Annotated in this window: 13 protein-coding genes; all 13 read left to right on the top strand. The window is 71.2% G+C overall.

Annotated features, from left to right (window positions below; translation table 11 throughout):
- On the top strand, nucleotides 1–400 hold a 400-nt coding region (locus tag VFS34_12580; protein ID HET9795287.1), incomplete at its 5' end, for a hypothetical protein.
- A gap of 370 nt (nucleotides 401–770) precedes the next feature.
- Nucleotides 771–1,217, top strand: coding sequence for a division/cell wall cluster transcriptional repressor MraZ (locus tag VFS34_12575; GenBank protein HET9795286.1), 447 nt, complete (start codon nucleotides 771–773; stop codon nucleotides 1,215–1,217).
- Nucleotides 1,218–1,223: 6 nt separating this feature from the next.
- The gene (rsmH, locus tag VFS34_12570) at nucleotides 1,224–2,153 is read left to right on the top strand and encodes a 16S rRNA (cytosine(1402)-N(4))-methyltransferase RsmH (protein ID HET9795285.1); all 930 of its coding nucleotides are present in this window, start codon (nucleotides 1,224–1,226) and stop codon (nucleotides 2,151–2,153) included.
- Nucleotides 2,150–2,497, top strand: coding sequence for a hypothetical protein (locus VFS34_12565; GenBank protein ID HET9795284.1), 348 nt, complete (start codon nucleotides 2,150–2,152; stop codon nucleotides 2,495–2,497). The genes rsmH and VFS34_12565 overlap by 4 nt, the downstream gene beginning before the upstream one ends.
- Entirely contained in the window at nucleotides 2,494–4,473 is a 1,980-nt protein-coding gene (locus VFS34_12560) for a penicillin-binding protein (GenBank protein ID HET9795283.1), read from the top strand. The genes VFS34_12565 and VFS34_12560 overlap by 4 nt, the downstream gene beginning before the upstream one ends.
- Nucleotides 4,470–5,945, top strand: a complete 1,476-nt coding sequence (locus tag VFS34_12555) for a UDP-N-acetylmuramoyl-L-alanyl-D-glutamate--2,6-diaminopimelate ligase (GenBank protein ID HET9795282.1) — start codon at nucleotides 4,470–4,472, stop codon at nucleotides 5,943–5,945. The genes VFS34_12560 and VFS34_12555 overlap by 4 nt, the downstream gene beginning before the upstream one ends.
- Complete coding sequence (gene murF / locus VFS34_12550) at nucleotides 5,942–7,312, top strand: UDP-N-acetylmuramoyl-tripeptide--D-alanyl-D-alanine ligase (GenBank protein HET9795281.1); 1,371 nt, start codon at nucleotides 5,942–5,944, stop codon at nucleotides 7,310–7,312. Before VFS34_12555 ends, murF begins: the two co-directional genes overlap by 4 nt.
- Nucleotides 7,313–8,395 carry a phospho-N-acetylmuramoyl-pentapeptide-transferase gene (mraY, locus tag VFS34_12545; GenBank protein ID HET9795280.1) on the top strand — a complete coding sequence of 361 codons (1,083 nt, stop codon included), beginning with the start codon at nucleotides 7,313–7,315 and terminating at the stop codon, nucleotides 8,393–8,395.
- An 11-nt stretch (nucleotides 8,396–8,406) separates the two neighbouring features.
- A complete protein-coding gene (murD, locus tag VFS34_12540; protein ID HET9795279.1) occupies nucleotides 8,407–9,753 on the top strand; it encodes a UDP-N-acetylmuramoyl-L-alanine--D-glutamate ligase in 1,347 nt (448 codons plus the stop codon).
- Nucleotides 9,743–10,834 (top strand): putative lipid II flippase FtsW, encoded by a 1,092-nt coding sequence (gene ftsW, locus VFS34_12535; protein HET9795278.1) that lies wholly within the window; start codon nucleotides 9,743–9,745, stop codon nucleotides 10,832–10,834. Before murD ends, ftsW begins: the two co-directional genes overlap by 11 nt.
- 1 nt (nucleotide 10,835) lies before the next feature.
- Entirely contained in the window at nucleotides 10,836–11,900 is a 1,065-nt protein-coding gene (gene murG, locus VFS34_12530) for an undecaprenyldiphospho-muramoylpentapeptide beta-N-acetylglucosaminyltransferase (GenBank protein HET9795277.1), read from the top strand.
- Nucleotides 11,897–13,273, top strand: coding sequence for a UDP-N-acetylmuramate--L-alanine ligase (murC, locus tag VFS34_12525; GenBank protein ID HET9795276.1), 1,377 nt, complete (start codon nucleotides 11,897–11,899; stop codon nucleotides 13,271–13,273). The genes murG and murC overlap by 4 nt, the downstream gene beginning before the upstream one ends.
- Nucleotides 13,270–13,679: FtsQ-type POTRA domain-containing protein (locus tag VFS34_12520; GenBank protein ID HET9795275.1), on the top strand; the 410-nt coding region annotated here is incomplete at its 3' end. The genes murC and VFS34_12520, both read left to right, overlap by 4 nt.

Raw genomic sequence — 13,679 nt, 5'->3', positions numbered from 1 at the left:
CGCGATCCGTTCCGGTTACCGGACGGGCGCGCTTCTCGCTTTCGCGCGCGGAGTCGCGTCCGGGAAGATCGATCTCGCCGAATGGGAAAGCCCGCGGCGGGAGAGCGGAGAGATCCGCGAGCGCATCCTCGCGCAGAGAGGCTTCGGGCCGTATGCCGCGGAAGGGCTGCTCCGGCTGATCGGCCGTCACGACTTCTTCGCGATCGACTCCTGGACGCGGACGAAGTACCGCGAGCTCCATCCGGGCCGCGGCTCGCTCGAGCCATCCATCGCGCGCCGCTACGCGAGGTACGGCGAATTCCGCGGCCTCGCCTTCTGGCTCGACCTGACGCGCGACTGGCATTCCGCCGTCGGCCGCGCGGCGCGCTCCGCTGGAACCGCGGCGGCTCCCACGGCGTAATCCTCCTCCGCTCGGTTACTTCGCGGAGACTGATCGCGCCGTGTCCTCCGGGGCTCCAAGGAGAAGCCTCGACCGCTGCGGGGCCCCCGTCGGAAGCGACCGTTGCGATGCTCTCGTCGCCAGCTTTCGCTCTCGGAGGGACGCGCGGCGCGACGGCGAGCCATTGCGAGTCTGCGACCCCGGGCACGAATTAGGATGCCGGAGCGGAGCGCCGCCAGACTCGAGACCGACGGCTTCAGGACCGAAGCCTGTTACGCCTTCATTGCGCCGCGATCTCGACCTAACCCTTAAATCTTCTTGACAGTTACGGACGCAGACTCCTAACATGGCCGTGGTTCTTTCTGGTTAAAAGTGGATAGGAGTGGTCCGTATGGATCGCTTTCGGGGTAGTGCACCGGCCTCTATCGATGAGAAAGGCCGGCTCAAGATTCCGAACGTTTTTCGACGACAGATCGAAGAAGCGTTCGGCGCCGATCTGTTCGTGACGTCGATTCACGGCCGGGATGCGCTCGTCTATCCGCTCCCGGTCTGGCAGGGCATCGAGGAACGTCTCGCCGCGGCGCCCGCGGTCCATCGCTCGAAGATGAAGTTCCTCGAGCGCGTGAACTACTTCGGAAAGCAGGAGCGGATGGACGGCCAGGGGCGCGCGCTCCTGCCGGCGATCCTGCGCGAAACCTCCCGGCTCGCCGGCGACGTCGTCGTCACCGGCAACATCGATCACCTGGTCGTCACCGACCGCGCGGCGACGCGCGACCGGCTCGCCGCCGAAGACTTCACGGTGGAGGACTACGACGAACTCTCGAAGCTGCTGCTTTAGGTCGACATGGGTGCTCCGCACGTTCCCGTTCTCCTCCGCGAGACGGTCGAGGTCCTCTCGCCCGGCCCGGGCCTCTTCGTGGATGCGACCGCCGGCGCGGGAGGGCACGCGGAGGCGCTCCTCGAGGCGGATGCCGGCGTCCGGGTCCTCGCGATCGATCGCGACCCGGAGGCGCTGGAGCGCGCGCGGGAAAGGCTGGCTCGATTCGGCGGCCGCGTGGATTTTCATCTCGGAAACTTCGCCGATCTCGGCGACGCGCTCGATGCCTCCTCCGGCGGGCGGCCGCGCGGGATTCTTGCCGATCTCGGAGTTTCTTCGATGCAACTCGACGAGGCTCGCCGCGGGTTCTCGTTTCGCCGCGACGGTCCTCTCGACATGCGCATGGGGCCCGGCGGCTCCACCGCGGCCGACGTCGTGGCGAACGCGTCCGCGGCGGAGCTGAGCCGGATCTTTCGCGAGTACGGGGAGGAAAGAATGGCCCACAGGATCGCCCGGAGGATCGTCGAGGAACGCGCCCGTGAGCCGATCGATACCACGCGCCGGCTCGCTTCGATCGTGGCCGGGGTGACCGGCCGGCGCGGGGAGATCGATCCCGCGACGCGCGTCTTCCAGGCGCTGCGGATCGAGGTCAACCAGGAGCTCGCCGCGCTCGCGCGCTTCCTGAAGACCGCCGTCGAGCGGCTGGCGATCGAAGGACGGATCGCCGTGCTCGCTTACCACTCTCTCGAGGATCGGGAGGTGAAGGAGACGTTCCGCCGCGAATCGGCCGGGTGCCTCTGCCCTCCGGGAATGCCGGTTTGCGTCTGCGGCGGCCGCCGTGTGCTCCGCGTCGTGACGCGCCGCCCGATCCGTCCGAGCGCGGCGGAGGTCGCCGCCAATCCTCGCTCCCGGAGCGCGCGCCTTCGGGCGGCGGAGAAGATCGGAGAAGCGCGGTGAGCGTGTCGTACGCCCAGTTCAAGCGCGTCGAGAACACGCGCGTCGCCCGCGAACGGGACGGACGCCGGGGCAAGGAACTCCTCGTGCTCGTCGCCGCCATCCTGCCGGTCGCGCTCGCCCTGCTGGCTTACACGCGCTTCCACCTGCAGACGGTCCAGGCGGGATACGCGATCGATCGCGACCGGCGGACCGTCGCGCGCCTCCTCGAGGACCGCCAGAAGCTCCTCGCCCGGCTCGCCTCGGCGACGTCGCCCGCGCGGACGGGGAAGTTCGCCTCGGATGCCGGTTTCGTTCCGCCGAGAACGGGCCAGATCTACGCGTTCACCGCGGAGCCGAAGCCGTGAACGCCCTGCGCCCCGCCCGCGCCGCGATCTTCGCCGCCGTCCTGGGCGCGTGGGCCTCGGTCGTCGCGTTCCGCCTCGTCCAGGTCCAGATCGTCCACGGCGACGCGTATCGCGCCCGGGCGCGCCAGCAGCAGGAGCGGACGATCGTCCTCCCGCCGCGGCGCGGCTCGATCCTCGACCGGCGCGGACGCGAGCTCGCCGTTTCCGTGGAGGCGGCGTCCGTCTTCGCCGTTCCCGACAAGGTCCGCGATCCCGCGGCCGCCGCGGCCGCGCTCGCCCGCGTGCTCGGGGTCCCCCCCTCGGAGATCGCGCGCAAGCTCTCGTCGGAAAAGGGATTCGTCTGGATCGCCCGGAAGATCGACGACGGCGCCGCCGCGAAGCTCAAGGCGATGAAGCTCGCCGGGATCGGCCTCCTCCCCGAGCTCCGGCGCTCCTACCCGAACGAGGCGCTCGCCGGCAACGCGCTTGGCTACGTGGGCATCGACGGCCGCGGCCTCGCCGGGCTCGAGTTCCAGTACGAGTCGATGATCCACGGTCGCGAAGGGGAGATGCGGGTCTCCCGCGACGCGCGGCAGGAGCAGTACGCGCTCACGCCCGTTCCCGGGCACGAAGGGGAGCCGGGCGCTTCTCTGTCCCTGTCGCTCGACCGCGACCTCCAGTACGTCGCCGAGAAGGAGCTCGCCGCCGGGCTCGCCGAGACCGGCGCGAAGGACGCGAGCGCCGTCGCGATGGACCCGGACACGGGCGAGGTGCTGGCGATGGCGACGGTGCCGAGTTTCGATCCGAACCGCTACGGAGACTTCCCGCCGTCGGTCTGGAGGAACCGTCCCATCTCCGACAGCTTCGAGCCGGGCTCCGTCTTCAAGGTGGTTTCCGGGTCCGCCGTGATCGAGGCCGGAGTCGCCGGCCCGTCCGATCCCGTCGATTGCGGGATGGGATCGATCCAGATCGGGAAATTCGTCATCCACGACGCCGAGCACGAGCGCTTCGGCGTGATTCCTCTGTCCGAGGTGATCGCGAAGTCGTCCAACGTCGGGATGGTGCGCGTGGGCCTGCGTCTCGGCCCGCGGCGGCTCTTCGATTCGGCGCGCGCCCTCGGGATCGGGGTTCCGACGGGCATCGACCTTCCCGGCGAGAACGGCGGCCTGCTGCGCGACGTCTCGCGGTGGAGCGGGCTCTCGAACGCGGAGATCTCGTTCGGCCAGGAGGTTTCGGTCACGCCGATCCAGCTCGGCGTCGCCCTTTCGGCGATCGCCAACGGCGGCCTTCGGGTGCGGCCGAGAATCCTCCGCAAGTCGGTCGACGCCACGGGCCAGGAATGGTATCCGCCGGCCTCCGCCCCGCACCGGGCCCTGTCGGCCGAAACGGCGGCGGCGATGAACACGATCCTGAAGGGCGTGGTCGCGGAGGGCACGGGAAGACGCGCGGCGGTGGCCGGATACGTCGTCGCGGGAAAGACGGGCACCGCGCAGAAGGCGATCGGTCACGGATACGCGCGAGACAAGTACGTCGCCACGTTCGCGGGCTACGCGCCGGCCGATCACCCGCGCATCGTGCTGGTCGTCACGGTCGACGAGCCGCGGGGGCAGTACTTCGCGAGCGAAGTGGCGGCCCCGATCTTCTCCCGCATCCTCGCGCGGGCGATGGCGATTCTCGAGGTCCCGCCCGACGGCTCCGAGGTCCCCGCGCCTCCGGCCGCGCCGCCCATCGTCGTCGCCGGCCGGTCGCCCGTGTTCGCCTCCGGCGTCGTGGCGGCGTCGCTCGGACGATCGGCTTCCGCTTCGCCGATCTCTCAGATGCCCGATCTTTCGGGACTCCCGGCGCGGAGGGCGATCGCGGAGCTCTCGCGTCGCGGCGTCGCGGCGCAGCTCTCCGGCTCCGGGTTCGTCGTCGAGCAGAGCCCGGCGTCGGGCACGGCCATCCAGCCCGGGATGACCTGCCGGATCCGGCTGTCGGAATCGTCGTCCTCTCCATGAAGCTCGAGGAAATCATCCAAGAGCTCGCCCTCTCCGTCGAACCCCCCTCGAACCCCGAGATCTCTTCGGTGGTTTCCGATTCCCGGCGCGTGACGCCGGGATCGCTCTTCGTCGCGATCGCGGGAGAGCGCGCGGACGGGCTCGCTTTCGCCGTCGACGCGGTCCGCCTCGGCGCGGCGGCGGTCGCCTCGGACCGGCCGCGTCCCGCGGACTTCCCGGTTCCGTGGGTCCGGGTGGCCGATCCGCGCCTCGCGGCGGCGGTCTGGAGCCAGCGGGCGCTGGGCGACCCGTGGAAAAGGCTCGTCCTCGCCGGCGTCACCGGGACGAACGGGAAGACGACGACGGCGATGCTTCTGGCCGGAATCTTCCGGCGGGCGTTCGGGGAGAGCGGTTTCATCGGGACGGTCGGATACGGGTGGAAGGGGACGTCGCTCGCCGCGCCCCGCACCACGCCCGAGGGGGACGCGCTCGCGCGCATGATGGCGGACATGGTCGAGGACGGCGTCCGCGCGTGCGCGATGGAGGTCTCTTCCCACGCGATCGCCCTCCAGCGGGTCGCGGGCGTGCGGTTCGACGCTGCGGTCTTCACGAACCTGACCCGCGACCATCTCGACTTCCACCGAACGATGGAGGAGTACGGCGCCGCCAAGGAGCGGCTCTTCGGGCTGAGGAAGCCGGGGGCGCCCGCGGTCGTCAACGTCGACGATCCGTGGGGGCGCGCGATGGCGGCGCGGCTCGCGCCTCCGGTCGTGACGTTCTCTCCGGCGGGCGATCCGGCCGCGGACTGGCGCGCGGAGGACGTCCGCGTCTCGCTCGAGGGCACGCGTCTCCGCGCCGCGGGGCCGCGGGAGAGCGCCGCGATCGAGAGTCCGCTCGTGGGCCGCTTCCACGTCGAGAACCTGCTCGCGGCCTGGGCGGCCGCGGACGCGCTCGGGATTCCGCCCGCCGCGGCGGCGGCCGAACTCGCCGCCAATCCCGGAGCGCCGGGACGCATGGAGAGAGTCGAGGCGGGACAACAATACACGATACTCGTCGACTACGCGCACACGGAGGACGCCCTCCGGCGGCTCCTCTCGGCCGTGCGCGAGCTGACGGACCGGACGATCATCCTCGTCTTCGGCTGCGGAGGCGACCGCGATCCCGGAAAGCGCGAGCCGATGGGCCGGGCGGCCGCCGAGCTCGCCGACATCCCGATCGCGACGTCGGACAATCCGCGCGGCGAAGACCCCGCGGAGATCCTGAAGCAGGTCGAACGCGGCCTCGTCGCGGGCGGGGCGTCGAAGTACCTGAAGTTCGTCGACCGGCGCGAGGCGATCGCGCAGGCGATCGAGCTCGCGAACTCCCGCTCGGTCGTCGTCATCGCCGGCAAGGGCCACGAGACCTCCCAGGTGGTCGCCGGACGCGAGTATCCTTTCGACGATCGCGTCGTCGCCGCGGAGTGCGTGCGCTCGGCGCGCCGGGTGTCGTCGTGAAGGTATCCGCTCGCGAGGCGGCCGCGACGTGGGGGATCGCCCCGCCGGCCGATCTGACGTTTTCGGGGGTGGCGGTCGATTCCCGCCGCGTCGAGCCGGGAAACCTGTTCGTCGCGCTGCCCGGCGCGCGCGCCGACGGGCACGATTTCGTCGCGGAGGCGGCCCGGCGGGGGGCGGCGGCGGCGCTCGTCGCGCGCGTGCCGCCCGGAATTCCGGGCGAATTCCCGCTCTTCGTCGTGCCCGACCCGCTCGCGGCGCTCCAGGCGCTCGCCGCGAAGAAGCGGGCGCAGGAAGGCTTCCGCCTGGCGGCCGTGACCGGCTCGGTCGGCAAGACGACGACGAAGGAGATGGCGGCCGCGATCGTGGCGCGGAGGTTCCGCACCGGGAGGATGCCCGGAAATTCGAACAGCGGGATCGGGTTCCCGATGGCCGTGCTCGGCCTTCCGGAGGGTCTCGAAGCGGTGTGCGGCGAGTTCGGGATGAGCACCAAAGGGGAGATCTCGCTCCTTTCCCGGCTCTTCCGCCCCGACGTCGCGGCGATCACGAACGTCTCCGCCGCGCACGCCCAGAATTTCGCCTCCGTCGACGGGATCGCCGACGCGAAGTGGGAGATCACGGAAGGGATCGCCGCCGGCGGAACCCTGGTCTACAACGCCGCCGATCCGCGCCTGGCCGCGCGCGCGGACCGCTGGGAAGGCCCGGCGGTGACGTTCGGCGCTCCGGGCGCGGACGTGGCCGCGTCGGACGTCGCGCCGAAGGGGCTGGCCGGGACCGAGTTCACGCTCGCAATGCGAGGCGAGACGTCCCGCGTGCGCCTTCTGATCCCCGGTCTCCACCAGGTCGCCAACTGCCTCTGCGCTGCCGCGATCGCGCTCGCGTGGGGCCTCCGCCCCGCCGACGTGTCGGCGGCGATGGCGAGGTTCTCCCCCCCGGAGCGGCGCGGCGAGATCTTCCGGCACGCCTCGGGAGCGGAGATCGTCGACGACTCGTACAACGCGAGTCCGTCCGCGATGCGTTCGGCGGTCGAGTCGCTCGCGGGCTCGGCCGCGCCGGGCCACCGGATCGCCGTTCTCGGCGAGATGCGCGAGCTCGGCGCCGAGGGGCCGCGCTGGCACCGCGAGCTCGGCGAGTTCGCCGCGTCGCGCGTCGACCGGCTGTTCTGCGTCGGCCCCCTCGCCTCGGAGATCGCGCGGGGCGCCCGCGAGGCCGGAATCGCCTCCGGGAAGGTGACCTGGCTCGAGCGCGCGGAGGAGGTCGCCGCGGCGCTCGGACCGGAGCTGTCGGCCGGCGACGTCGTCTGGATCAAGGGATCGCGCGGAGTGCGGCTCGACGTCGCCGCCGACCTCCTGCGGAACGCGGCACGCTGAATGCTCTACGCGCTCCTCTATCCGCTCCGCTCCGCGTTCCCCGCACTGAACGTGTTCCGGTACATCACCTTCCGCACCGCGATGGCGGCGGTGACGGCGCTCGTCCTCTCCCTCTGGCTCGGCCCCTGGGCGATCCGCAAGCTGAAGTCATGGCAGCTGAAGCAGTTCATCCGGAAGGAAGGGCCCGAATCGCATTACAAGAAGGCGGGAACGCCGACGATGGGAGGGCTCCTCATCCTCGGCGCGATCTTCGCCGCGACCCTCCTCTGGATGGATCTCGGCAATCGCGACACGTGGATCGCGCTCGGCACGACCGCCGTGCTGGGCTGGGTCGGATTCCTCGACGACTGGACGAAGGTCCGGCGCCAGCACAGCCGCGGCCTCACGGGAAAGCGCAAGCTCGTGCTGCAGTTCGCGTTCGCGCTCGCCGCGGCGTTCGTCATCCAGCACTGGCCGCAGGCGCCGCGGCTCTCCACGGTGCTGACGTTCCCGTTCGTCAAGAAATGGGTCGACCTGGGCGCTCTCTACGTCCCCTTCGTCTCGATCGTCGTGGTCGGATCTTCGAACGCGGTGAACCTGACCGACGGTCTCGACGGGCTCGCGATCGGCGCGGCGGGGATCGCGGCCGGAACCTACGCGATCCTCACCTACATCGCCGGGAACTCGGTCGTGGCCCACTACCTGCGCGTGCCGTTCGTCTCGGAGGCGGGCGAGCTGGCCGTCTTCTGCGGTGCGATCGTCGGGGCGGCGCTCGGCTTCCTCTGGTTCAACTGCCACCCGGCGGACGTCTTCATGGGGGACGTCGGATCGCTCCCGCTCGGCGGCGCGATCGGCATCGTCGCGGTCTTGGCCAAGCAGGAGATCCTCCTCGCGATCGTCGGGGGACTCTTCGTGATGGAAGCCGGCTCGGTGATCCTGCAGGTGGCCTCCTTCAAGTTCACGGGGCGCCGGATCTTCCGGATGGCGCCCATCCATCATCATTTCGAGCTCGCCGGGTGGGCGGAGCCGCGCGTCATCATCCGTTTCTGGATCCTCGCGCTGCTGTTCGCCATGCTCGCGCTTTCCACGCTGAAGCTGCGATGAGGGAGAAACGCGTGGCGATCCTGGGACTCGCGCGGAGCGGAACGGCCCTCGCGGCGGCGCTCGCCGCACGCGGGATCGCCGTCGCCGCGGGGGACCGGAGAGCCCGCCGCGAGATCGACCCGACGGGCGCCCTGGAGACGGCCGGCGTCGTTCTCTTCTCCGACGGCGCCGACTCCTCGATGCTCGACGGGGCGGATCTCCTGGCGATCTCTCCGGGAGTGCCGCTCTCTCATCCGGTCGCCGCGGAGGCCCGCCGGCGCGGGATCCCGGTCGTCTCGGAGCTCGAGGTCGCCTGGCGCCTGATCGAGGAGGAGGCGGAAGGGGAGAACCGCTGGATCGCGGTCACCGGGACGAACGGAAAATCGACCGTCTCGACCTGGATCGCCGAGATCCTGCGGCGGGACGGCCGGGACGTCGCGCTCGCGGGAAACATCGGGACGGCCCTCTCCACGTTCTGCTCCTCGCGGCGGCCCCGGCACTTCGTCGTCGAGGTCTCGAGCTTCCAGCTCGAGACGATCGAGCGGTTCCGCGCGGACGTCGCCGTCGTGACGAACATCACTCCCGACCATCTCGACCGGCACGCGAGCCTCGCCGCCTACGCGGCCGCGAAGGCGCGGATCTTCGAAAACCAGCGCGAGGGCGATGCGGCCGTCGTCAACGACGACGATCGCGGATCGGCCGGCCTTCACCCTCCGGCGCGACGGGTCGGGTTCTCGACCCTCCGTTCCGTCGACGGAGGCGTGTGGGCGGAGAACGGCTACCTGTGGTCGGGGATCGACGAGGCGCGCCGGCGGATCTGCGGAGTCTCCGAGGTCGCCCTGCCGGGCCTCCACAACCTCGAGAACGCGCTCGCCTCGGCCGCCGCGGCGGAGCTCGCGGGGGCGTCGGCCGAGTCGATCCGCGCCGGGCTCACGAGGTTCGCGGGACTGCCCCATCGCACCGAGCTCGTGGCCGTCGCCGAAGGAGTCGCCTGGGTCGACGACTCGAAAGGGACGAATCCCGACGCCGTCGTCAAGTCGCTCGCGGGATATCCCGACGGGCGCGTCGTGCTGATTCTCGGGGGATCGGAGAAGGGGAGCGATTTCTCGATCCTCGCCGCGCCGGTCGCGCGGAAGGCGCGCGTCGTCCTGACGATCGGGCAGTCGGCGGAGAAGATCGAGCGCTCGATCTCCGGCGTGGAGACGAAGCGCGCGGGCGACATGGAACGGGCGGTCGACCTCGCGGCCTCCGCGGCGCGGCCGGGCGACACGGTTCTCCTCTCGCCGGCGTGCGCGTCTTTCGACCAGTACCGCAACTACGAGGAGCGGGGGGACCATTTCCGCAGCCTCGTGCTCGGACGGGTGGCGCATGGCGCGTAAGCTCGCCTCCGACAAGATCCTCTTCACGGCGTTCCTCGCGCTCGCGCTCCTCGGCTGCGTGATGATCTACAGCGCGTCGGCGCCCGAGGCGGCCCGGATGTTCGGGAACCCCTACCGGTACCTGGCCAAGCAGCTCGCGGCGCTGATCGTGGGGTTGACGCTCGCGTTCGTCGTCTCGCGCGTCGACCACCGGCATTTCCGCAACCCCGCGGTGGTGTACGGGGGGCTCGCCCTGTGTCTCCTCCTGTGCGTCGCGGTCCTCTTCCGGCCGCCGATCAACGCCGCGCGCCGCTGGCTCGTCTTCGGGCCGCTCACGCTCCAGCCGGCGGAGTTCCTCAAGGTCGCGCTCGTTCTCTTCCTCGCGTACCAGATCGACCGGAAGCGCGAGCGCCTGGACGACTTCGTCCACGGCGTGCTTCCCGCCGCGAGCTTCCTCGGGCTCTCGGCGGCGATCGTTTTGGCCGAGCCGGACTTCGGGACGGCGACCTCGTACCTCCTCGTCGCCGCGGCGCTCTTCTACCTCGCCGGAGCGCCGCTGCGCTGGTTCGCGATCGGCGCGGCCGGATGCATTCCGGTGCTGGCGCTCCTCGTCCTCTCGGCGGGATATCGCCGCCAGCGCCTCGTCGCGTTCCTCCATCCGGAGGCGGACCCGCTCGGGCGAGGCTTCCAGGCGGCTCAGTCGCTGATCGCGGTCGGGACCGGCGGAATCACCGGCAACGGCCTCGGCCAGTCGCGGCAGAAGCTCTTCTTCCTGCCGTATCCGCACACCGACTTCATCTTCGCGATCGTCGGGGAGGAGCTGGGGTTCCTCGGCGCGCTGGGGGTGATCGTGCTCTTCGGCATCGTCGCGTGGCGCGGGCTGCGCGCTGCGCGCCGGGCGCCCGAGCCGCACCTGGCGTATCTCGCCGCGGGCGCGACCGCGATGATCGTCCTCCAGGCCGCGATGAACCTCGGCGTCGTGCTCACGCTCCTCCCGACGAAAGGGATCCCGCTGCCGTTCCTCTCGTACGGGGGTTCGTCCCTGGTGGCGGACTGTCTCGCCGCGGGGATCCTGCTGAACGTCTCGCAGCACGTCACGTGAGATGCCGAATGAGAACGGAACCTTCGTGCTGGCGGGGGGAGGAACGGGAGGCCACGTCTTCCCGGCGATCGCGGTCGCGCGCGAAATCCGCCGCCGCCGGCCGTCCGCGCGGATCCTCTTCGTCGGCACGCGGAAAGGGTTCGAGGCCGTGATCGCGCCGCGCGAGGGTTTTCCGATCGAGTTCGTTTCCGCCTCCGGCTTCGTCGGGCGGGGTCCGCTCGCGAAGGCGCGGGCGATCTCGGATCTCGTGGCCGGAATCGCGCAGTCGCGGCGGATCCTCGCCCGCGAGCGCGCTTCGGCGGTGCTCGGCGTCGGCGGGTACGCGTCGCTCCCGGTCGTCGCCGCCGCCCGGCTCTGCCGCATTCCCGCGATGATCCAGGAGCAGAACTCGGTCCCCGGAATCGCGAACCGCCTCGGCGCGCGCATGGCGCGGGTCACGGCGGCGGGATTCGAAGCGGCGTGTCGGCGGCTGGCCGGGCGGTGCGTGTGGACGGGAAACCCCGCGCGCGAGGAATTCTTCCGGGTGCCGGCGCCGCCGGGGGGCCGGCGCGTGCTCCTCTTCGGCGGGAGCCAGGGAGCGCGCGTGCTGAACCGCGCGATCGTCGAAGCCGCTCCGGCGCTCGCCGCCGGCGTCGAAGTCACGGCCCAGACGGGAGAGCGGGAGCTGGAGAACGTCCGGGCCGCCCTCGGCCCGTACCCGGCGATCACGGCGGTCCCCTTCGTCGACGAAATGGCGGAGGCCTTCGGTCGCGCCGATCTCGTCGTCGCCCGCGCCGGGGCGCTCACGCTCGCGGAGGTCGCGGCGGCCGGACGGCCGTCGATCCTCGTGCCGTTCGCGGCCGCCACGCACGCGCACCAGGAGGAGAACGCCCGCGTTTTCGAAAGGGCGGGCGCGGCCGTCGTGATCGCGGAGACCGACATCGACGGCGCGACGCTCGCCCGAACGATCGCGGAGCTCCTCGGCGACCCGGATCGCCTCCGCCGGATGGGAGACGCGGCGCGGACGCTCGCGAAGCCCGACGCGGCGGCGAGGATCGTGGACCTGCTCTTCGAGATCGCGGCATGAGATTCCTGAAGCTCTCCCGCATCCACTTCGTGGGGATCGGCGGCGTCGGGATGTCGGGCCTCGCGGAGCTCCTGCTGTCGTATCCGCTGGCGATCTCCGGATGCGACTCGGCGGAGTCCGAGACGACGCGCCGCCTCGCCTCGCTCGGGATCCCGGTCGACCTCGGCCACGACCCCTCTCATCTGGACCGCGCCGATCTCCTCGTGATCACTTCGGCGATCGCGGAGGACAACGAAGAGGTCCGCCGGGCGCGCCTGCGCGGAATCCCGGTCATCCGGCGGGCCGAGATGCTTGCCGAGATCATGCGGCTGAAGCAGGGGATCGCCGTCGCCGGGACCCACGGCAAGACGACGACGACATCGATGATCGGCGCGATCCTCACCGACGCCGGCCTCGATCCGACGATCCTCGTCGGCGGCCGCGCGCACTATCTCGGAACGAACGCGCGGCTCGGCAAGGGGGACTGGCTCGTCGCCGAGGCCGACGAGTACGACCGCTCGTTCCTGGAGCTCACGCCCGTGCTGGCGGTCGTGACGAACGTCGAGGAGGACCACCTCGACTGCTACCACGATCTCGCGGAGATCATGACGGCCTTCACCGCGTTCGCCAACCGCGTTCCGTTCTACGGAGCGGTCTTCGTCTGCCTCGACGATGCGAACGCCAGCGAGCTCCTCCCGCGCCTCTCGCGGCGCGCGGTGACCTACGGCGAATCGCCGCAGGCTTCGCTGCGCGCCCGGGACCTGGCGCTCGACGCCTCCGGGGCGCGCTTCACGGTCGCGGGCGACGAGCCGGAGTTCGCCGGAGAAGCGTTCCTCCCCCTTCCCGGCCGGCACAACGTCAAGAACGCGCTCGCCGCGCTCGCCGTCGCGCGCGAGCTCTCGATCCCGTTCTCCGTAGCGGCGGGGGCCCTGGCGCGCTTCGACGGCGTGGCGCGCCGGTTCGAGACGAAGGGGGAGAGGAAAGGGATCCGGGTCGTCGACGACTACGCCCATCACCCGACCGAGATCGCGGCGACCCTCGCGGCGGCCCGGCAGGTCCACCCGAAGAGCCGGATCGTCGCGCTCTTCCAGCCTCACCTCTACTCGCGCACCCGCGATTTCGCGCGGCAGTTCGGACGGGCGCTCACGGGCGCCGACGTCGCGCTCGTCACCGAGATCTATCCGTCCCGCGAGGCGCCGATCCCCGGCGTCAGCGGCGCTTCGGTCGTCGACGCGGCGGCTTCGTTCGGCCATCGGGACGCCCGCTTCCTCCCGGAACGGGCCGAAATCGTGCCCCTCCTCGACTCCCTCCTCGCGCCCGGAGACCTCCTCCTGACGATGGGGGCGGGGGACGTGTACCGGCTGGGCGAAGAATTCCTGAGGGAGGGGCGATGACGGGCTTCCTTCGGCCGGGGATCGCCCGGGCGTCGCGGCCGAGCCGGGCGTGGACGATTCTCTTCTGGGCGGCGGCGGCCGCGGCCGGCGGGGCGGGGACCTGGCGATACCTCCGCTCTCCGGCCTTCCGGCTCGAGCGATTCGAGATCGACGGAACGCGGCGGGCCCGGACCCGCGACGTCCTCGCGGCGCTCGCGCCGTACGAGGGGCGAAACCTCCTGCTCCTGAACCTCGCGCCGGTCGCCGCCGCGGTGGGGAGAGTGCCGTGGGTCGACCGCGTGACGGTCTCGAAGGAGCTGCCGCACGCGCTCAGGATCTCGATCGCGGAAAAAACGCCGATCGCGTTCTGCCGGCGCGGCCACGCCCTCTTCTGGATGGACGCGCGCGGCGAGGTCGTCGCGCCGTT

This window comes from Thermoanaerobaculia bacterium (assembly GCA_035717485.1).
GTDB lineage: Bacteria > Acidobacteriota > Thermoanaerobaculia > UBA5066 > DATFVB01 > DATFVB01.
The sequence above is the reverse complement of the archived record's forward strand: the minus strand, read 5'-3'. Positions and strand labels throughout refer to the sequence as shown.